This is a genomic window from Xanthobacter pseudotagetidis, from assembly GCF_043194795.2.
GTDB lineage: Bacteria > Pseudomonadota > Alphaproteobacteria > Rhizobiales > Xanthobacteraceae > Xanthobacter > Xanthobacter tagetidis_A.
In genome coordinates, this window is the sequence record NZ_CM195534.1 from 941,868 (window position 1) to 962,413 (window position 20,546).

The 20,546-nt window shown below is 72.0% G+C and carries 15 protein-coding genes and 1 tRNA gene; 10 read left to right on the forward strand and 6 right to left on the reverse strand.

What is annotated here, in order from left to right; all coding sequences use genetic code 11:
- The first annotated feature begins 119 nt into the window (after positions 1-119).
- Positions 120-1,382, forward strand: a complete 1,263-nt coding sequence (locus V5F67_RS04345) for an amidase (protein ID WP_394021473.1) — start codon at positions 120-122, stop codon at positions 1,380-1,382.
- A 504-nt stretch (positions 1,383-1,886) separates the two neighbouring features.
- Complete coding sequence (locus V5F67_RS04350; RefSeq protein WP_394021472.1) at positions 1,887-2,114, forward strand: hypothetical protein; 228 nt, start codon at positions 1,887-1,889, stop codon at positions 2,112-2,114.
- A gap of 15 nt (positions 2,115-2,129) precedes the next feature.
- Here V5F67_RS04350 and V5F67_RS04355 read toward each other — a convergent pair whose 3' ends face one another.
- On the reverse strand, positions 2,130-2,831 hold the full coding sequence (locus tag V5F67_RS04355; RefSeq protein ID WP_394021471.1) for a nitroreductase family protein: 702 nt from the start codon (positions 2,829-2,831) through the stop codon (positions 2,130-2,132).
- Positions 2,832-2,844: 13 nt separating this feature from the next.
- Complete coding sequence (locus V5F67_RS04360; protein WP_394021470.1) at positions 2,845-4,539, reverse strand: SulP family inorganic anion transporter; 1,695 nt, start codon at positions 4,537-4,539, stop codon at positions 2,845-2,847.
- 528 nt (positions 4,540-5,067) lie between these two features.
- Here V5F67_RS04360 and V5F67_RS04365 point away from each other — a divergent pair.
- The gene (locus V5F67_RS04365; protein ID WP_394021469.1) at positions 5,068-5,580 is read left to right on the forward strand and encodes a cold-shock protein; all 513 of its coding nucleotides are present in this window, start codon (positions 5,068-5,070) and stop codon (positions 5,578-5,580) included.
- A 406-nt stretch (positions 5,581-5,986) separates the two neighbouring features.
- Complete coding sequence (locus V5F67_RS04370) at positions 5,987-6,181, forward strand: hypothetical protein (protein ID WP_394021468.1); 195 nt, start codon at positions 5,987-5,989, stop codon at positions 6,179-6,181.
- A gap of 304 nt (positions 6,182-6,485) precedes the next feature.
- Here V5F67_RS04370 and yihA read toward each other — a convergent pair whose 3' ends face one another.
- Both yihA and V5F67_RS04380 read right to left on the reverse strand, forming a co-directional pair.
- Complete coding sequence (yihA, locus tag V5F67_RS04375) at positions 6,486-7,184, reverse strand: ribosome biogenesis GTP-binding protein YihA/YsxC (RefSeq protein ID WP_394021467.1); 699 nt, start codon at positions 7,182-7,184, stop codon at positions 6,486-6,488.
- Between the two features lie 61 nt (positions 7,185-7,245).
- Positions 7,246-9,456: a transglycosylase domain-containing protein gene (locus tag V5F67_RS04380; RefSeq protein WP_394021466.1), complete on the reverse strand. Its 2,211-nt coding sequence runs from the start codon at positions 9,454-9,456 to the stop codon at positions 7,246-7,248.
- A 768-nt stretch (positions 9,457-10,224) separates the two neighbouring features.
- Between V5F67_RS04380 and V5F67_RS04385 the strand changes: the two genes are divergently transcribed.
- The 5 genes from V5F67_RS04385 (at position 10,225) to V5F67_RS04405 (ending at position 16,935) form a co-directional block, all read left to right on the forward strand.
- Positions 10,225-11,259, forward strand: coding sequence for a DUF2778 domain-containing protein (locus V5F67_RS04385; protein WP_394021465.1), 1,035 nt, complete (start codon positions 10,225-10,227; stop codon positions 11,257-11,259).
- Positions 11,260-11,398: 139 nt separating this feature from the next.
- The gene (locus V5F67_RS04390) at positions 11,399-14,221 is read left to right on the forward strand and encodes a [protein-PII] uridylyltransferase (RefSeq protein WP_394021464.1); all 2,823 of its coding nucleotides are present in this window, start codon (positions 11,399-11,401) and stop codon (positions 14,219-14,221) included.
- Positions 14,222-14,440: 219 nt separating this feature from the next.
- Positions 14,441-15,649, forward strand: coding sequence for a tRNA 2-thiouridine(34) synthase MnmA (gene mnmA, locus V5F67_RS04395; RefSeq protein ID WP_394021463.1), 1,209 nt, complete (start codon positions 14,441-14,443; stop codon positions 15,647-15,649).
- 24 nt (positions 15,650-15,673) lie between these two features.
- On the forward strand, positions 15,674-16,321 hold the full coding sequence (locus tag V5F67_RS04400) for a class I SAM-dependent methyltransferase (protein WP_394021462.1): 648 nt from the start codon (positions 15,674-15,676) through the stop codon (positions 16,319-16,321).
- Positions 16,322-16,858: 537 nt separating this feature from the next.
- Positions 16,859-16,935, forward strand: a tRNA-Met gene (locus V5F67_RS04405).
- Positions 16,936-16,940: 5 nt separating this feature from the next.
- On the opposite strand, the gene V5F67_RS04410 is transcribed toward V5F67_RS04405, so the two are convergent.
- Positions 16,941-18,290: an alpha/beta fold hydrolase gene (locus tag V5F67_RS04410; protein ID WP_509210607.1), complete on the reverse strand. Its 1,350-nt coding sequence runs from the start codon at positions 18,288-18,290 to the stop codon at positions 16,941-16,943.
- A 138-nt stretch (positions 18,291-18,428) separates the two neighbouring features.
- On the opposite strand from V5F67_RS04410, the gene V5F67_RS04415 reads away from it, so the two are divergent.
- Positions 18,429-18,824, forward strand: a complete 396-nt coding sequence (locus V5F67_RS04415) for a DUF983 domain-containing protein (RefSeq protein ID WP_509210608.1) — start codon at positions 18,429-18,431, stop codon at positions 18,822-18,824.
- A 52-nt stretch (positions 18,825-18,876) separates the two neighbouring features.
- Here the strand turns inward: V5F67_RS04415 and V5F67_RS04420 are convergent, their stop codons facing one another.
- Entirely contained in the window at positions 18,877-20,289 is a 1,413-nt protein-coding gene (locus V5F67_RS04420) for an aminotransferase class I/II-fold pyridoxal phosphate-dependent enzyme (protein WP_509210609.1), read from the reverse strand.
- Between the last annotated feature and the right edge of the window lie 257 nt (positions 20,290-20,546).

The window sequence follows — 20,546 nt, forward strand, 5'->3', positions numbered from 1 at the left end:
CCCTTTGACGGAAAGCTAAATCTCCGCTCTTTTGCATCCGCACGTCCGAAGGCCGGCCCCGTCTTCGGACCCGGATCGAGCCCCGGCGCGCCGCGCGCCCAAAGGACCACGCTTCGCCCATGACCATGCTGAAGGCCCGCGAGATCGCCCTCGCCTTGCGCGAGGAGCGCACGACCCCCGGTGACGTGCTGGAGACCTGCCTTGCCGCCATCGCCGAGCGGGATGCCGACGTGCGCGCCTTCTGCGCGCTCGACGTGGCGGCCGCGCGCGCCAGGGCGCAAGGCGCAGCGTTCCCGGGCACGGCGCTGGCCGGCCTGCCGTTCGCGGTGAAGGACATCATCGACACCCGCGACCTGCCCACCGCCTATGGCAGCCCCATCTTCGCGGGCTACCGGCCGCGCGCGGACGCCCCGGTGGTCGGCCAGGCGCTGCGCGCCGGCGGCCTTCTGCTGGGCAAGACCGTGACCACGGAGTTCGCCTTCCTGAAGCCTTCCGAGACCCGCAACCCGCGCCGGCTCACCCATTCGCCCGGTGGCTCCTCCTCGGGTTCGGCGGCGGCGGTGGCGGCGGGCATGGTGCCGTTCGCGCTCGGCACCCAAACCGGCGGATCGGTGGTGCGCCCGGCCTCCTATTGCGGCGTCACCGGCTACAAGCCCACCTACCGGCTGCTGCCGGCGCTGGGCATGAAGACCTTCTCCTGGCACCTCGACACCATGGGCCTGTTCGCGGCAGGGGTGGAGGACGTGGCGTTCGCGGCCTCCGCGCTCACCGGGCGCGACCTCTCGATCGAGCGCCTCGGCACGGCGCCGCGCCTCGGCGTGCTGGCGACGGCGCGGGACGCATCGGCGAGCGCCGACGCCCATGCCGCGCTCGCCACCGCCGCGCGGGCGGCGGCTGCGGCGGGCGCCCGCGTCGTCCCCATCACCCTGCCGGAGGAGCTGGAAGCGGCGGACGCCGTGCACGGCACGATCCAGGACTTCGAGGCCGCCCTGGCGCTGATGGACGAGTTCACCCACCACCGGGGCCAGCTTTCCGACGGGCTTCGGGCGCACCTGGAGAAGGCGTCCGCCATCACGCCCGAGGCCTATGACGAGGCGCGGCGCATCGGTAAGCGCGGGCGGCATGTGCTCGGCACCCTGTTCGGGGAGGTGGACGCGCTGCTCACTTTCTCCGCCCCCGGCACCGCGCCGGAGGGCTTTTCCTCCACCGGATCGCCCATGTTCAACCGGCTGTGGACGCTGATGGGCTGCCCGACGATCAACATCGCTGGCCTCACCGGCGCCGACGGGCTGCCCATGGGCGTGCAGCTCGTGGGCCGTTTCGGGCGCGATCGGGCCGCCTTGACCCTCGCGGCCCTGGTGGAACGCGCCATCGTCGGTTGAAATAACGTATGCCAGAAAGTCGTCCCGTGCGCCGCACGCACGGAATAAGGTGAAATTCTGGCGTTACTTGGCAGCCGGCAGATTTTGCGATGCAACGAGAAGTAATGCGGCGCAGCACATTTCAGGTCTTTTCAGGGTCGCGCGCTTTGCTAGGTTTCCCCGCGAGGTCGATCATGCGGGGAGCAACCGGTGACGGTGACGCAGGTCCTGACGCTCCTGAAAGTTGGCACCGCCCTCGCCTTCATTGGCGCGGTGCTGCTGGGGATGACGTAGACGCGGCACGGCCGGCCTCAGCGCGGGGCCCCAAACAACAACACAAGGGAAGGTCGGGTCGACCCACGCGGCGCCGGGGAGGGCAACCTCCCCGGCGTTCGCGTTTCCGCCGCCGCCGGCCGGCAGCCCGACCGGCCTTGACCCGGCGCGCCGCGGCGGGCAGGTTGCCGGCCGGTCTTTCGGGGCGTGCGCGCTGGCGCGCGGGCCTCAGCGCAGGTTCAGGAGAGGTTCATGGCCGGTTCGGGCGGCAGGTTTCTGACGGTGGCGAGCGCCGCCACGCTCGTCGCCACCGAGGCGATCGCCACCGCCGTCGCCGCCGGCTGGGCACTGGCGGGCCTGTTCCACCTGGGCGACATCGGCGAGTACGCGCTCATGGCGCTGTTCACGGCCGTGGCCCTCTATGCCTCCTGGATTTATCTGCGCAAGGCCACCGCTGCCGAGGCCTCCCTGCCGCACTGACGCGGACGGCACGCCTCAGGGCCGCCAGCGCGTCACCACCTCCTCAAGCGCCGGCCGCTGCCGGTCCGGCGGCGCCTCGGCCGGGCTGCCGATGTGGATGAAGCCCGCCGCCTGCTCGGTCGCGCCGATTCCGAGGAGCGCCGCCGCCGCCTTGTCGCGGCCCGGCCATTTCAGCAGCCACTGGGCGCCGAACCCCAGCGCCGTGGCGGCGGAGATCAGGTTCATGGCCGCCGCGCCCGCCGACAGCACCTGGTTGAGCACCGGGATCTTCGCCGCCGGGTCCGGCCGGCTCACCACCACCACCGTCACCGGCGCCCGCAGGAGATAGTCGCGCCACATGTGGCGCTTGTCGGCGGCGAGGTCCGGGTTCTGCGCCAGATAGAGCGCGTCGAGCCGCTCCCCGGCCGCGCGCCTCGCCTCGCCTTCGAGCACGATGAAGCGCCACGGCACGAGGCGGCCATGGTCCGGCACCCGCGCGGCGATGGCGAGCATGCGCTCGAGCGCCGCGTTGTCCGGGCCGGGCGGCACCAGGGCGCGCAGGGGCAGGGAGCGGCGGCGCTCCAGCAAGGCCAGCATCTCGGCGCTGCTGGGCGCCGGGATGGGCGGCGGGGGCGGCGCGTCGGCCGCCCGTGCGGGCGCGCCATGGTGGCGCCCGCTCCCGGCGTCGGGGGCGCCGGCCTGCGCCGAAGCCGCGGCGTCCGGAGGGCGGGCGGCCATGCCGGGCGCCGCCTCAGGCCTCGGCCTTGATGCGCGCCAAGGCGAGCGCCTGGTCGATGTTGGCGACAAGGTCCAGATGGGCGCCCGGCACGCCGTGGGCCATCTTCTCCAGCACCGTGCGCGGCTGGCCCTTGAGGCCCGCCACCACCAAAGCGGTGCCGCCGCCGGCGCACTGGCGCGCGAAGTTCGACAGGGCGTTGACGCCGGTGGCGTCCATCATCGGCACGTCGGTCATGTCGAGCACGAACACGCGCGGCGCCTGGCCGATCTTCTCCAGCACCTCCGAGAAGCGGGCCGCGGCGCCGAAGAACAGCGGGCCGCTGACCTGGAAGATCTCCACCCCGGCCGGCAGGTTGCCGCGGGCGTCGTGCTCCTCGCCGGTGCCGAACTCGGCCTGGGCGACGGTGGCGGTCTCCGCCATGCGGTGCATGAACAGCACCGCGGCGAGCACCACGCCGGTGGCGATGGCGACCGTGAGGTCCACCGCCACCGTGAGGATGAAGGTGGAAAGCAGCAGCACCCGGTCGCCGACCGGGGCCGACATGAGATGGCGGAAGCGGTCCACCTCGCTCATGTTCCAGGCCACCACCATGAGGATGGCGGCGAGGCTCGCCAGCGGGATCGAGGCGGCGAGCGGCGCCAGCGCCAGCATCACCACCAGCACGAACACCGCGTGCAGCACCCCGGCCATGGGCGAGCGGGCGCCGGCGCGGATGTTGGTGGCGGTGCGGGCGATGGCGCCGGTGGCGGGCAGGCCGCCGAACAGCGCGGAGGCGGCGTTGGCGACGCCCTGGGCGACGAGCTCGGCGTTCGGCCGGTGGCGCCCGCCGGTCATGCCGTCCGCCACCACCGCCGAGAGCAGGCTCTCGACCCCGGCGAGGAAGGCGATGGTGAACGCGCTCGGCAGCAGCTCCCACATGCGGGCGAGCGACAGCTCGGGCAGATGCGGCGCCGGGATCGAGCCGGAGATGCCGCCGAAGCGCGAGCCGATGGTCTCCACCGGCAGGCCCAGCAGCGGCACGATGAGCGCCCCCGCCACCACGGCGATGAGGAAGCCCGGAACCTTCGGCGCCACCTTGCGCAGCACCAGGATCAGCGCCAGCGCGCCCACCGAGAGCGCGGTGGTGGCGAGCGACAGGCCGGGCGCCGCCTTGAACATGGCGATCCACTTGTCGAGGAACTCGGCCGGGACCTGCTCCATCGGCAGGCCGAGGAAATCCTTCACCTGGCTGGAGAAGATGATGACCGCGATGCCGGCGGTGAAGCCCGTGACCACCGGCTCGGGGATGTAGCGCATGAAGTTGCCGAGCTTGGTGATGCCCGCCACCAGCAGCATCGCGCCCGCCATGAGGGTGGCGATCAAAAGTCCGTCATAGCCATGGTGGGCGATGACGTTGAACACCACCACCACGAACGCGCCCGTGGGGCCGCCGATCTGGTAGCGGCTGCCGCCCAGGGCGGAGATGAGGAGGCCCGCCACCACCACCGTCACGAGGCCCTTGTCGGGGGAGGCGCCGGAGGCGATGGCGAGCGCCATGGCCAGCGGCAGGGCGACGATGGCGACGGTAAGCCCGGCAACCGCGTCGGCGCGCAGATCGGCAAGGCCGTAGCCCTGCATGAGGGTGGTGACGAGCTTGGGCACGAAGCCGTCGCGCCGGTGCTGGGGGACGGGCTTGCGGGCGGGCGCCGTGTTGGCGGCAAAGGTCATGGGCTGCCTCGTTGCGCAGCGGTCTCGGAAGATCGGGGCCGAGCGAAGATGTGAATAAGCCGGCAAACTTTCCGGAATACGATCGGCGCGAAGCACGCCGAACATTCATGTACCAAAAGGAAGCGGAACTGTGTTAGTGTCCTTTTCGGCCGGCAGTGTGCGCAGGCGCTGAGTTTGGGCGCTGCAAGCCGGCCATGTCCATTAGGCTGCGAGGCAAGAAGCGGGTGGTGGGGTTTGAGCGTTACGCGAAGGCGTCGTTGAAAGTCGCCGGAGAAGTGCAATCTAAACTGCACAATAGACGCATTTTAATCCCGCAGTGGTGGATGGCCCTTAGCCAGGATTGGCGACTGACCTTCAACGGAAATACACATGAGCCGTAACCGAGACTTCCGCGAGCCGCGCCGCCGTGGCTTTGATGACGATTTTCAGCCGCCGCGGGATCGCGGATTTGGCGGGGACCGCGCGTTCTCTTCGCCGAGCAGCAGCTTCAGTGCACCGATGCCGTCGGGTCCGCCGATCGATGCGACGGTGAAGTGGTTCAACCCCGAGAAGGGCTTCGGCTTCGTCGAGCTGTCCGACGGCTCGGGCGACGTGTTCCTGCATGCCCGCGCCCTTGAGGCGGCGGGCCAGGAGAGCGTGCCTCCCGGCTCCAAGCTCTCGGTCCGCGTGGGCCAGGGCCAGAAGGGCCGCCAGGTCACCGAGGTCCTCGAGGTGGACACCTCCACCGCCGAGGCGGCCCCCCCGCGCCGCAGCTTCGGCGCCGGTCCCGGCGGCGGCGGCGCCCCCCGCATGGGCGGTGGCGGCGGCCCGCGTGCGGCCACCGGCCCCACCGAGGAGCGCGTCGGCACGGTAAAGTGGTACAATCCCGACAAGGGGTTCGGCTTCATCGCGGTGGAAGGCGGCGGCAAGGACGTGTTCGTGCACGTCACCGTCATCTCCCGTTCGGGCCTGAGCGATCTCGCCGAGGGCCAGCGCGTGGTGGTGCAGGTGGGCCAGGGGCCGAAGGGTCCCGAGGCGCGCGGCATCGAGCTCGCCGACTGAGCATCGCCTGACGCAGGCGTCTCCAGCCGGCCCGCACCGCGCGCCGGCTGGATTTTTTAACGTGCGCATTTTGGGCCGGCGCGCGGGACGGGGCGGATTCCGCGCGTGCCGGCTCTCCATCGCGACGCCCCGCGCGCCGCGGCTTGGAACGTGCGGCTTGGAGCACGCGCCGTTCCGCTTGCGCCCCAAGGGAATGGGAAACGCGTTCTCTCGAAGTCGGCGTTCTCTCGAAGTCGGAGGGCGGTTCACCGATCGGATCGAGTCAATTCGATCGGATCGCGCTCTGGAGCGGCGAAGCATCGTCGCAGCGAGATGTCGTCCAGCGAGACGTTGGAGCAGCGGGACGTCGGGGCGGGCGCGCCGCGGGCTGCGTCCGCTTCTGTCATTTATGGGAGTTCACCTGCAAATGCCGCAACAGGCAGCGGCCGATCTGGCCGGCCTTCTCGATCGGCTGAAATCCGCACAGCGCGATCTTCTCCTCACCGCCGCCAGGGGCTCGACGCTGCCGTCCGACGGCATGCTGCGCAAGATCTCGGAACTGGAAGGCGCCATCGCCGCCACCGAGGCGCTGATCCAGGAAGAGCAGCACGCCCGCCGCTGAGCGTTCGGGCGCTGGCGGCCGCGCGCCGCCAGGTGTGCCCGTGCCATCCCGGTCCTTGCCATCCCTGTCCGGCCCGCTGGCGCGCGCGCCGAACGGTGCGACCGGGCTTGGCTTGGCTCCGCCGCCTTCCGGCGGACCGGATGGCTTCTCAGCCGCTGCAGCGATCTCCGCGTCACGCCCCGGCTTGCCCAGGGCATCCACGTGGTCGCCTGCCCTGCGTTTCAGGCCTGATGGCCGCCCCGGCCGGGGCGTGGATCCCCCGGACGAGCCGTGGGACGACGGCGGCTTATGGGATGGCCGCCGGTCAGCCCTGCTCGGACATGAGGCGCGCCACCGCGCCGCGCAGCTCGGCGAGGCCGGCGCCGGTGTTGCTGGAGGTGGGATAGACCACCGGGAAGGCGGCCGGACGCTTCCGGATCTTCTCCTCGACTCCGGCGATCACGTGCGGCAGGGCCGTGGGCTTCACCTGGTCGGCCTTGGTGAGGACGATGGCGTAGGACACCGCCGCCTTGTCGAGCAGGTCCAGTATCTCCTCGTCCACCGGCTTGATGCCGTGGCGGGAATCGATCAGCACGAACACCCGCGCCAAGTTCACCCGCCCGCGCAGATAGGCGCGGATGGTGTGGGTCCAGGCCTCTACCTTCTCCTTCGGCGCCTTGGCGAAGCCGTAGCCCGGCATGTCCACCAGCGTCAGCTCGGGGGAGGCGCGGAAGAAGATCAGCTCCTGGGTGCGCCCCGGCGTCACCGAGGTGCGCGCCAGCGCCTTGCGGCCGGTGAGCGCATTGACCAGCGAGGACTTGCCCACGTTGGAGCGGCCGGCGAGCGCGATCTCCATGCCCTGCATGGGCGGCAGGGTCTCGATGGTGGGCGCGGCCGAGATGAAGTCCCACGGCGCGGCGAACAGCAGCCGGCCCCGCTCGATGAAGGCGGCCGTGGCGGCGGCGTCCGCATCGTCCGGCGCGCCGGCGGCAGGAGCGGGAGGGCTTTTGGGTCGAGAGGTCATGCCCCGCTTATTCCCGAGCGCGCCGGCCAGCGCAAGCGCGCGTCCCCCGGCCACAGGCACGTCAGCGCCGTCCCCCACCCAGGAACGTCTCGACGAACCAGCGATCGAGCGTCATGGGCTCCTGCTGCGGCGCCTGGCGTCCCGGCATCTGGCCCACCACGGCGGGCGGTCGGTCGTCGGGCAGGCCCTCGGGCGGCAGGAAGCTGCCGCCGGGCTGGCCGTAGCCGATGCTGCCGAAGCCGGCGGACCTGAGCCCGCCCGGCAGCTCCGCCACCGGCGCGTTCTGGTGCGCGCTCTTCATGTAGCGGCTCCAGATCTCCACCGGCAGGTTGGCGCCCGAGGCCTTCTTGGTGGGCGAGGAATCGTCGTTGCCGAGCCACACCGCGGTGACGAAGCGCGCCGTGTAGCCCACGAACCAGGCGTCGCGGTAGTCCTGCGAGGTGCCGGTCTTGCCCGCCGCCTCCCAGCCCGGCAGATCGGCGCGGCGCGCCGTGCCCATCACCAGGGTCTGGATCAGCATGCGGTTCATCATCGCCGCATAGGCGCCGTCGAGCACCCGGCCCGGGCCGGAGGTGGCGCGCCGGTAGATCACCTTGCCGTCGGCGCCGCGCACCTCGTCGATCACATGCGGGATCACGCCGATGCCGCCGTTCGCGAACGGCACATAGGCGCCGGCGAGCTCCAGCACCGACACCTCGGAGGTGCCGAGCGCGATCGAGGGATTGGGATCGAGGTTGGAGGTGATGCCCAGCCGGTGAGCGGTCGCCACCACCGCCTTCGGCCCCACCTCCAGCGCGAGCCGCACCGAGACCGTGTTGAGCGAGAGCGCGAGCGCGGTCTCCAGCGTCACCGGGCCGCGATAGTCATGGGTGGAGTTCTCGGGCCGCCAGCCCTTGAGCTGGAGCGGCGCGTCGTCGCGCACCGTGTCGGGGCTGAGGCCGTGCTCCAGCGCCGTGAGATAGATGAAGGGCTTGAACGCCGAGCCGGGCTGGCGCTTGGCGGTCACCGCGCGGTTGAACTGGCTGTCCTCGTAGGAGCGCCCGCCCACCAGCGCCTTCACCGCCCCGTCCGTGTCGAGGCTGACCAGCGCCCCCTGGCCGACGCCGAACTTCGCCCCCGACTTCGCCAGCGTGTCCTCCAGCGCGCGTTCGCCCGCCTGCTGGAGCGCCGGATCGATGGTGGTGCGCACGGTCACGTCGCCGGCGACGTCGCCGGTGAACGATTCCAGCTGGTCCATCACATAATCGGCCACGTAGCCGCTGGAGCCGGGCGCCGTCGGCCGGGCGAGTTGCGCCGGGCGGGCCAGCGCCGTCTGGGCCATGTCCTTGGAGATCGCGCCCTGGTCGCGCATGGCGGCGAGCACCAAGGCGGCGCGCGCCTGTGCGCCCTTGAGGTTGCGGGTGGGGGCGAGGCGCGAGGGCGAGTTCACGAGGCCGGCCAGCATGGCCGCCTCGGCCAGCGTCACCTGCCGCGCCGACTTGCCGAAATAGCGCTGGGCGGCGGCCTCCACCCCATAGGCGCCGGCGCCGAAATAGACCCGGTTCAGATAGAGGTCGAGGATCTCGTCCTTGGAGTATTTCGCCTCCAGCCAGAGCGCCAGGACCAGTTCCTGGACCTTGCGGGAGGCGGTGCGCTCCTGGGTCAGGAACAGGTTCTTGGCCAGCTGTTGGGTCAGGGTCGAGCCGCCCTGGCGCAGCCGGCGCGAGGTGATGTTGGTGACCAGCGCCCGGGCGAGGCCCTCGGGATCGAGGCCGAAATGGCTGTAGAAACGCTGGTCCTCGATGGCGACGAAGGCCTTGGGCAGATAGGGCGGCAGCTCGCGGATCGGCACCGCCACGCCGCCCATGTCGCCGCGCGTCGCCAGCGTCTTGCCGTCGGCGGCGAGGATGGTGACGGTGGGCGGGCGCTTCGGCACCATCAGCGTGTGCATGGGCGGCAGCTTGGAGGCCTCGTAGGCCACGAGGCCGCCGAGCGCGATCAGCGCCCACAGGCCGAGCAGCGCGCCCCATTTGAACAGCCGCCAGAACAGCGGCGTGCGCCGCCGGCCCCGGCGCCGGTCGGCCTTGCGCGCGGGGGCGCTGGCGCGTTCCTCGCGCTGCTTGCGCTTGGGCGCGCGCGGCTCCTCCAGGATGCGCTCGGACGGGCGCTCGGCGCGGCGTTCCGCCTTTGCCGCCCGGGACGGCGCGCTCGGTCGGTCGCGCGGGTCGAGGCGGATGTCGAGCCCGCCCGCGCCGGCACCCCCGGCGCGCCCCATCACCGGCTCGCGCCTCATGCCGTCTCCGCCCCGTCCGCCTTTGGCCATCAATGAGACCTCTGCTGCGCCATGCCGTGTCGCCGAATCCTCCGCCCTTGCACCACCCAAATGGGCGCAAAGTGAGGAGCCGCGAGAGCGCGATCCGGGCTCCCCTGCGGCATGCTTAGGCCCTGCGGCATAAGAGCGGGTTAAGCCGGGTGAGGGCAGGGCGGCCCGCGCCGCCCACCGGCGTTCCCCCCTCACCCTGCCCTCTCCCCGGCGGGGAGAGGGGATGCCCCATGCGTGGCGGGGCTCCCCGGCAATCCCGTATTCACCCGTCAATTGGCGGGACGTCCCCGCGTGACAGGGCTCCCCCTCTCCCCGGTAGGGAGAGGGCCGGGGTGAGGGGGCGCCGCGTCGCAGAAGATCCCGTCATGCCGGAGATGAACGTCCTTCTCGATTCCCGCTCCAGGACCGCCCGGCCATGTTCTCGCCATGTCGCTCTGGTGCAAGGCATCCTTAAGGATTTGCTCATCGTCGTCGGGCATGCTCGGTGGACGGGGCGATGGTTCCGCGGCGCCCCTGCGGCGGGATGCGGGCTTGAGATCGGTGCCGGCTGCTTTATTGTGTCTGGTGCCGTAGAGACATCCCGCACGGATTCGCGGGGCTGGCGCGAGGGTCCGCCGTGATCGGTGCCAATCCGGTCAAGGCCATCCTTCGCGGGTTTGGAGCCGGCAGGCCGGCTCCGGGCAAGGGCGGTTCGCGTCCCCCTCGGGGGCCGGCCTCCCGCTTCGAGTAGCGAGGACCATGACGGCCTACGACTTCGACTGGGACGACGAGTCCGGCTACGACCTCTACGACGAGTCCCGCGAGGACGCGTACGGGGAGCCGCGGCGCCGCGCGCCCATGGCCCTGCTGGTCGGGGCCGGCGTGGTGCTGGCCGGCCTGGTTGGTGGTGGGGTATGGTTCGCCATGGCCCCGGGCGGCAAGCAGGATCGCCAGGCGGTCGCGATCGCCCCTCCCGCGCCGCCGGTGGTGCTGCGCACCCATTCCGGCCCGCGTCCGGGCGCCGATGGCGGCATTCCCTCGGCCGGGACCCTCTCCCAGGGCGAGGACTGGATGTTCGCGCCGGGCGTCGTCACCGGCGCCCGCGGCTTCGCCTCCTCCGCCGAGGCGCCGAGCACCAACATCGTCACCAGCAACACCAGCCCGGCGCCGCTGCCGCCGAGCAATCCCGGACGCCAGGCGGGCGTCTCCGCCCCCCTGCCGACGCCCAACCCGCTGTCCCGCGAGCGCGACGCCTATCCCATGGCGCGCGAGCGCGACACCTACGGCGAGCTCGCCCAGCGCGACGCGGACAAGGACCACCTGCCCTGGGTGAAGGCGGACGTGGCGCTGCCCACGGCCGGCAGCGGCTATGCGCTCTACGACATCGTCGGCCAGACCGTGTACATGCCGAACGGCGATCGCCTGGAGGCCCATTCCGGCTACGGCAAGATGTTCGACGACCCGCGCCACGTCTCCAAGCGCATGGTCGGCCCGACCCCGCCCAACACCTACAATCTCGCGATGCGCGAGGCGCTGTTCCACGGCGTCGAGGCGATCCGCATGCATCCGGTCGACAAGGACAAGATGTTCGGGCGCGACGGTATCCTCAGCCATACCTACCTGCTCGGGCCGCGCGGCGATTCCAACGGCTGCGTCTCGTTCAAGGACTACGATAAGTTCCTCGCCGCCTTCAAGCGCGGCGAGATCAAGCAGATGATCGTGGTGGCCGAGCTCGCCAACCCGCCGCCGCCCGCCAATCCGCTTCTCGCCTGGCTCAGCGGCAACAAGCGCTGAGCGCCGGCCCGGCGGGTTTCGGGCTGCTCCCCGCCCTGCCGCTCTTCCCCTGCGGCATGTATCGCGCCGGCGCGCGAGTGGTAATAAGGGGCGCCTGCGCCCCTCGACGCCTTGCGTCAACTCGCGCATAACTCTTGCCATGAATATCCAGCGCACCACCGCCCCCCGCGCGCCGCGGGCGCCGCGGACCATCGGCGAGCGTTTCGAGGGCAAGGCGCTCAAGGCCGAGATTCTCGACATCGCCCGCGCCCATCAGGGCCGCGACCTGGAATTGCGGCAGGCGGTCGTCACGCGCATGAAGCGGGCGCTTGCCGAAGGGCGCGCCGAGGCCGAGCGGCTGCTCATGGAGGAAGGCTGCGGGCGCTGCTGCGCCCAGCGCCTGTCCGCGCTCCAGGACGCCATCATCCAGGCCGCCTTCGAGGTCGCCACCACGCTGCTCTACCCCATGGACAACCCCTCGCGCTCCGAGCGCATGGCGGTGGCGGCGGTGGGCGGCTACGGGCGCGGCATGCTGGCGCCGGGGTCCGACACCGACATCCTGTTCGTCTTGCCCTACAAGCAGACCGCCTGGGGGGAGAGCGTGGCCGAGGCCATGCTCTACATGCTGTGGGACCTCGGCCTGAAGGTCGGCCACGCCACGCGCTCCGTCGATGAATCGCTCCGGCAGGCGCGCGCCGACATCACCATCCGCACCTCGATCCTGGAGGCGCGCTTCCTGGTGGGCGACAAGGCGCTGTTCGAGGACCTGGAGCGGCGCTTCGACAAGGAGGTGGTGGAGGGCACCGCCGCCGAGTTCGTGGCCGCCAAGATGGCCGAGCGCGAGGAGCGCCTGCGCCGCGCCGGCCAGTCGCGCTATCTGGTCGAGCCCAACGTCAAGGACGGCAAGGGCGGCCTCAGGGACCTGCACACGCTGTTCTGGATCGCCAAGTACGTCTACCGCGTGCGCGCCACCGGGCAATTGGTGGCGAAGGGTGTGTTCACCCGCGAGGAGGCGCGGCTGTTCACCCGCTGCGAGGACTTCCTGTGGTCGGTGCGCTGCCACCTGCACTTCCTCACCGGCCGCGCCGAGGAGCGCCTGTCGTTCGATCTCCAGCGCGATATGGCCGAGCGGCTCGGCTACACCGAGCATCCCGGCCAGCGCGACGTCGAGCGCTTCATGAAGCACTATTTCCTGGTGGCGAAGGACGTGGGCGACCTCACCGCCATCCTCTCCGCCGCCTTGGAGGAGCGCCACGACAAGCCGGTGCCGGGCCTCAAGGGCATGGTGCAGCGCCTGTCCGGCCGCTCGCGCAAGGCGGTGGCGCTCAAGGAGAGCGCCGACTTCATCGTCGACCACGACCGCCTCAACGTCGCCGACGACGAGGCGTTCAGGCGCGACCCGGTGAACCTGATCCGCCTGTTCCACATCGCCGACAAGCGGGACCTGGCGCTGCATCCCGACGCCATGCGCCTCGCCGCCCGCTCGCTGGCGCTGATCGACGCCGACCTGCGCGAGAACGCGGAGGCGAACCGCCTGTTCGTGGAGGTGCTCTCCTCGCGCAACGCGCCGGAGACGGTGCTGCGGCGCATGAACGAGGCCGGCGTGCTCGGGCGCTTCGTGCCGGAGTTCGGCAAGGTCGTCGCCATGATGCAGTTCAACATGTACCACCACTACACGGTGGACGAGCACCTGCTGCGCTGCATCGGCATCCTCTCCGAGATCGAGCACAAGACCAATCCCGAGAACGGCCTCGCCAACGAGCTCATGGCCACGGTGAAGAACCGGGCGCTGCTCTACGTGGCGCTGCTGCTGCACGACATCGCCAAGGGCCGCCCCGAGGACCACTCCGTCGCCGGCGCCCGCATCGCCCGGCGCCTGTGCCCGCGCTTCGGCCTCTCGGCGGTGGAGACCGAGACCGTGGCCTGGCTGGTGGAGCAGCACCTGGTCATGTCCACGGTCGCCCAGTCGCGCGACCTCTCGGACCGCAAGACGATCGAGAACTTCGCCGCCGTGGTGCAGAACCTCGAGCGCATGAAGCTGCTCACCATCATCACCACCGCCGACATCCGCGCGGTGGGGCCGGGCACCTGGAACGGCTGGAAGGCGCAGCTGCTGCGCACGCTCTATTACGAGACCGAGCCGGTGCTCACCGGCGGCTTCTCCGAGGTCGACCGCGGCAAGCGCGTCACCGCCGCGCAGGCCCAGTTCCGCCACGCGCTCGCCGACTGGCCGGACGAGAAGGTGGCAGCCTATGCGGCGCGGCACTATCCGCCCTACTGGCTGCGCGTGGACCTCGACACCAAGCTGATCCACGCCCGCTTCGTCGATGAGGCGGAGGCCGCCGGCAAGAGCCTCGCGGTGCATGCCGAGCTCGACGCGACGCGCGGCATCACCACGCTGATGGTGCTGGCGCCCGACCATCCCAAGCTGCTCTCGGTGATCGCCGGCGCCTGCGCCTCGGCGGGGGCGAACATCGTCGACGCCCACATCTCCACCACCACCGACGGGCTCGCGCTCGACACCATCTCCATCCGCCGCGCCTTCGAGCACGACGAGGACGAGCGGCGCCGCGCCGACAAGGTGAAGGACGCGATCGAGAAGGCGCTCGCCGGCGAGGTGCGCCTGCCGGAGGTGATCGCCCGCAAGCTGCCCAGGGGCCGGCGCACCTTCTCGGTGGAGCCGGAGGTGACGGTGAACAATTCCTGGTCCAACCGGCACACCGTGGTGGAGGTCTCCGGCCTCGACCGGCCGGGCCTGCTGTTCGAGCTCACCACCACGCTGTCGCGGCTGAACCTCAACATCGCCTCGGCGCATGTGGCGACCTTCGGCGAGCGGGCGGTGGACGTGTTCTACGTCACCGACCTCATGGGCGCGAAGATCACCGGCGCGGCGCGCCAGTCGGCCATCCGGCGCGCTTTGGTGGCGGTGTTCGAGGGCGCCAGCGACGACGAGGAGGCCCCGCGCCGCGCGGCGCGGGCGTGAGCCGGGCGCCCTCGCGCGCCGCCTGTGGGTGGTGTCTCAGCGTGAATCTCGCCCGGACCAACCTCCCTATCCGCTTGCGGGGGAGGGTTGCACGCGGCGCTGGGCCCGACATCGGGAATCATGCTGAGACGCCGTCCCGGTGCCGGACGAATTGCGCCGGCCCCGCCGCGCCCTATATGATGGCAGGCGCCCCGGCGTTTCCCTGTCCGTATCCGGCCCATGCCCGTGACTGAGCTTCCCTTCCTCGATATCGACGGCGATCCCGCGTCCACGCGCGTGGTGGTGGCCATGTCGGGCGGGGTGGATTCCTCGGTGGTGGCGGCGCTCTTCGCCCAAGCCGGCTATGACGTGGTGGGCGTCACGCTCCAGCTCTACGACCATGGCGCGGCGATCCACCGGCGGGGCGCCTGCTGCGCCGGGCAGGACATCTACGACGCCAGCGAGGTGGCGCGGAAGCTCGGCATTCCCCACTACGTGCTCGACTATGAGAGCCGCTTCAAGGAAGAGGTCATCGACCGCTTCGCCGCGAGCTATGCCTCGGGGGCGACGCCCATCCCCTGCGTCGACTGCAACCGCACGGTGAAGTTCCGCGATCTCCTTGCGACCGCCGGCGAGCTCGGCGCGGCGGTGCTCGCCACCGGCCACTATGTGAGGAGCAGCGCTTTGCCGGACGGCCGGCGCGCGCTGTTCCGCGCCGCCGAGGAAGGCCGCGACCAGAGCTATTTCCTCTACGCCACCACCGAGGCGCAGCTCGCCCGGCTGCGCTTTCCGCTCGGCGGGCTCACCAAGCCGCAGGTGCGCGCGCTGGCGGCCGGGTTCGGCCTCGACGTGGCCGACAAGCCCGACAGCCAGGACATCTGCTTCGTGCCCGGCGGCGACTACACCCAGGTGGTGGAGCGGCTTCGGCCCGAGGCGGCGGAGGCGGGCGACATCGTGCACCTCGACGGGCGCGTGCTCGGCCGCCACCGCGGCGTGATGCATTACACCATCGGCCAGCGCAAGGGCCTCGGCATCTCGATGCCGGAGCCGCTCTACGTGGTCGGCATCGATGCCGCCCTGCGCCAGGTGAAGGTGGGGCCGCGCGCGGCGCTCGCCGTGCGCACCATCCGCATCGCCGACGTGAACTGGCTCGGGGACGGGCGGTTCGAGGAGGCCTGCGCCGCGGGGCTGGAGGTGCACGTGAAGGTGCGCTCCACCCGCCCGCCGGTGCCCGGGCGCCTCGCTTTCGCCGGCGGCGTGCCGGTGGTGGAGCTGGTGGTAGGCGAGGAAGGCGTTGCCCCCGGGCAGGCTTGCGTGCTTTACGATCAGGGCTCCGGCGCCGCCCGCCTGCTGGGCGGGGGCACCATCGTCGGCGCAGAGCGCGGGGCGGGCGCGGTCGCGCAAGGGGCCGGGGTGTTGGCCGGAGTGTCGGCCCGGGTGTCGGCCTGAGCGGTGGCTTGAGAGGGGTTGGGGATGGCGGTCCAGTACGATCTCGAAGGCCAGAAGCGCGCCTATGCCAAATGGGCGCCGATCTACGACAAAGTCTATGTGAGGCTTCTGGCGGACGCCCAGCGCAAGGCGGCCCGGGCCGCGGCCGCCTGCGGCCCGCAGATCCTGGAAGTGGGCGTCGGCACCGGGCTGGTGCTGCCCTATTATCCCAAGGGCACCCGCGTCAGCGGCATCGACCTGTCGTTCGAGATGCTGCAGAAGGCGGTGGAGAAGAAGGTCATGCGCGGGCTCGACCAGGTCGGTCTTCTGGCCGCCATGGACGCCTGCCGCCTGGGCTTCGCCGACGCCACCTTCGATGCTGTCACGGTGCCGTTCGTCATCACCCTGGTGCCGGACCCCGAGGGCGCGCTCGACGAGATGCGCCGGGTTCTGAAGCCGGGCGGCGAGATCGTCATCGCCTCCAAGCTCGGCGCCGACGAAGGCCCTGCCATGCACATCGAGCAGGCGCTGGCGCCGCTGGTGAAGCGGGTGGGCTGGAGCATCGCCTTCAAGGCCGGCCGCCTCAGGGCCTGGGCCGCCCGCTACCCCGATATGGAGGTGGTGGAGATGAGCCCGGTGTTCCCGGTGGGCTTCTTCAAGCTGGTGCGCATCCGCCGCAAGGCTGCGGCCTGAGGGCGGGGGAAGGCTGGGCGGCGGCTCCGGCCGAGCCGTTCCGCTTCCCGTCTTCCTCCCATTTTCGCGCCATTCCCGCGTCAGACTTCTACTTGACCGGAGCATCCGACTTGGCGGCTGGAGCCGCGGCGGGCTCCTTGGGCGTTCCGGCCGAGCGGGAGGGCGACGGACAAGCGGCGTCGTGCCGGCGGCGCGCCGGTCGCCGCCGGCATGTCCTTCCGCGCCAGATCCGCCGGTCTTCTTTCCCTACCCCATCCACTTGCCACCCCTCCCTTGCGGGGAGGGGCAGGGGTGGGGGTGTCCGGGACAGGGTGGGGGTGCACGGAACATGTGGCGCCCTGTGCCGTCGAGCCCAAGCCGGCGTCGCGTCACCCCCGCCCCTCACCCGTCCCCGCAAGGAGGAGGGGAGGCGCCCGCGTTCAGGGCCCACGCAGGGCCGCGCACGTTGCGCGCCGCTATCCCTTGGCGTTCCTTGACAGCCAATCGCCCGCTCCCCTATATGCGGGCCTTCCCGCGCCGGCCCTGGGTCGGCGCCGTGGCAGCGTAGCTCAGTTGGTGAGAGCGCCGGATTCATAACCCGGAGGTCGGCGGTTCAAGTCCGCCCGCTGCTACCACTTGTTCAGCCCTCCGCATCCAGAACACCGTGCTCCGCGAGGAAGCCGCGCGTGGCCGCGCGCGCCTGCGCCGTGCGCCCCACCAGCAGGTGTCCGCCGGTCTCGAACACCAGCAGCCGCGCCCCGCCGATGCCCGCCGCCGCCCGCGATGCGGCAGGAAGCGTGTTGAAATGGTCGTCGCGCGCCGTGATGACCAGCGTCGGCGCGGCGACGCGCGCCAGCGGCAGGTCTTCCGGCATATGGGCGCTGTCGATGCGGATGCCGTCGGCGCGGGCCGAGAGCGGCGCGATCGCGGCGATGGTGGCGGCGATGCGCGCCCGCTCCTCCGCGTCCGCCGCCGCCAGCAAGTCCGGCGGCACGCCGACGAACCGCACCACCAGGCGGGGCGCGAGGCGGTTCAGCGCCCACCAGACGGCATCGCCACCCGCCTTCACCACCGCGAAGGCGAGGCGGCTGCCCCCTGTCGGGTCCACCGCCACCGGGCTTTCGGGCGCATGGAGCGCGGGAACCGCGAGGATCAGCGCCGACACCCTGTGCGGATGGCGCAGGGCGAGCGCGACGGCGGAGCGCGCCCCCGCCGAGAGGCCGAGCACGGTCGCGCGGGCGATGCCGAGATGGTCGAGCAGCGCGGCGTGGGCATCCGCCTGCGCATCGGCGTCATGTACCTGCGGCACCGGGGTGCGCAGGTAGCCGAAGCGGGACGGGGCGACCACGCGGACGCCGCCGCCCACCAGCTGGCCGGCGATCGCCAGCCCCTGGTCGAAGCCGCCGCCGGCGCCGTGGATGGACAGCAGCGCCGGGCCGGCCCCGGCGTCGGCATATTCCACCGGCCCGCCGGGCAGGCGGGCGACGCGGCTGCCGCGCGCGACCGCTTCCCGTGCCGCGTCCATGGCGGCGCGGAAACGCCGCGCCGCCATGGCGCCGGCAATGGCGAAAGCGGCGAGCGCGGCGAGCGTGAGGGAAAGGCCGGTCGGCATGCACGAGGCTCCCTGCCGCGCAGCCGGGCCGCCGCCCCGGGGCACGCGGCGCAGCCAGGAGGCGCGATCCGCGCGGATTGAAGCACACCGCGCGGCGCCCGCCGACACCCCGGCCATATGTCGCAGTGCGTGAATGCATACAATAATATAAATTGTATGTGTTGAAGGTCGGCTGGGGTCCTGGTCCTGGTCCTGGTCCTGGTCCTGGTCCTGGTCCTGGTCCTGGTCCTGGTCCTGGTCCTGGTCCTGGTCCTGGTCCTGGTCCTGGTCCTGGTCCTGGTCCTGGTCCTGGTCCTGGTCCTGGTCCTGGTCCTGGTCCTGGTCCTGGTCCTGGTCCTGCGGGCGATATGGAAAGCCGGAAGGCGCGGCCGCGGCCATCGCAGGACCGTCCCGGACGTCGGGCGGGATTCGGCCGGGAATTTGCGCCTGACCATGCGCGGACCGCGCGGGATTCGGGGCGGGATTTGGGATGTCGTCCCGCATCCGGGGCGCGGGTCGGGCGGGAAGGGTGATGAGATGAAGTCGGGTCCTTGGCCACCGCTGTCACCCCTGAAGACCGGCGTGCGCGGGCGCTGCCCGCGCTGCGGCGAGGGGCACCTCTTCCAGGGCTTCCTGAAGCTCGCCCCGCGCTGCGAGGTGTGCGGGCTCGACTACGGCTTCGCCGACCCGGCCGACGGCCCGGCCTTCTTCGTCATCACCTTCGGCTGCCTGCCCTCCACCATCTTCGCCATCTGGCTGGAGGTGGCCTATGGCGCTCCCTATTGGGTGCACCTCGTCACCACCCTGCCGTTCCTGCTCCTGACCTGCATCCCGCCCTTGCGGCCGCTGAAGGGATGGCTGGTGGCGAGCCAGTATTTCTACAAGGCCGAGGAGGGCCGCCTGGCCGGCCCGGCGCCGGGCGCGGCGGAGTAGAGCCCTGCGCGGGTCGCCGAAAGCGCTTGTTCATCAATAAGTTGTGGCGAGCCTACACGAGGTCGTAGGGCGGCGCCGCGCCGCCGAGGATCTGCGTCAGCTGCTCCAGCGCCTGGGCGAGGCGGGCCTTGTCCGGCAGGCTGCCGAGGGAGAGGCGCACCGCGTCCGGCACCGGCCCGCTCACGTGGAAGGCGTCCGCCGGCGCGACCCCGAGGCCGGCACGCCGCGCCGTCTCCACCAGCCGCAGCCGGTCCCATCCTTCCGGCAAAGGCAGCCAGACATGGAGGCCGAACGGGTGGGCCGCGGCGCCCGCGGGCAGCAGGCGCCGCGCCACCGCCTGCCGCGCCGCCGCCTCCTTGCGCACGCCGGCCAGGAGCGCCGCGGCGGAGCCGTCCCGGATCCAGGCGGTGACGAGCGCGCTCATCAGCGGCGCCGGCATCTGGTTGAGCGCCCGGAGCGCCCGCGCGAGGCGCCGCGCCGCCGCGGCCGAGGGCGCCACCGCGAAGGCGGTGCGCAGGCCCGGCGACAGCGCCTTCGACAGGGTGGCGAGGTGCCAGCTTCCCTCCGGCCGCAGCATCGCCAGCGGCGGCGGGGCGTCGCCCGCGAGGGGCCAGTAGGGGTCGTCCTCGATCACCGGCACGCCATGGGCGGCGGCGGTGTCCGCCAGCGCCCGCCGGCGGGCCTTCGAGAGGGTGCGCGCGGTGGGGTTGGCGATGGTCGGCACCAGATAGAGCGCCTTCGGCCTCAGGCGCCGGCAGGCCGCGTCGAGGGCGTCCGGGTCCATGCCCTCGCCGTCGCCGGCCACGCCCGCCAGCGCCAGGCCGAGCTGCGCCGCCGCGTTGCGCAGGCCGGGATAGGTGAGCGCCTCGGCGAGCACCGTGTCGCCCGGCCGCGCGAGGCTGGTGAGCAGCGCCGCGAGGCCCGCCTGGGCGCCGGGCGCGATGACGATGCGATCGGGATCGAGCACGCCGAAGGCCGGGGCGAGCCAGGCCGCGGCGGCGGCCCGCTCCGCCAGCGAGCCCGGGCCGGCATGGTAGGACATCAGCCGGTCGGCGCTGGAGCGGCGGATCACCTCGGCGAGGCCGTCGGCGAGCAGGTCGGCGAGGCGCAGGCCGGCCGGCGGCGGCGGGATGTTCATGCTGAGGTCCACCGGCGGACCCGAGCGGTCGCCGGCGGCGGAGACGAAGGAGCCGCGCCCGGTCACGCCCTCCAGCAGATGGCGCTGGCGCGCCTCCGCATAGGCGCGGGTGACGGTGGTGAGGTCGACCCCGAGCGCCTTGGCGAGGCTGCGCTGGGGCGGCAGGCGGTCGCCCGGCCGCAGCGCGCCGGCGGCGAGCCCGGCCTCGATGGCGCCGACGATCTGCAGATAGAGCGGTCCGCCGGCGGCGTCGAGGGCCGGCAGCCATGGCGGGACGGACCGCCCGGTCCGTCCCGTTTCCGCCTCGTCGTCCCCAGTCGCCCGCATCAACCCGTCCTTTCCTGCAACCCATTGGTTTAGCGTAGGTTTCCCCGCGTTGTCCCGACGCCGCCGCGACCGCCACGTCCCGCGGGACCGTAGCGTCCCGCCCATGTCGTCCGCCGCCCCCGTCCCGACCCCGCTGGTCCCGGCGGGACTTCGTCGTCCCGACCCCGTCGTCCCGGCGGGACTCCCGCGGTCCGGGCCCCGCTCGTCCCGGCGGGACTGCCGCGATCCCGGTCCCGCCGTCCGGCGCAACGGGCCGG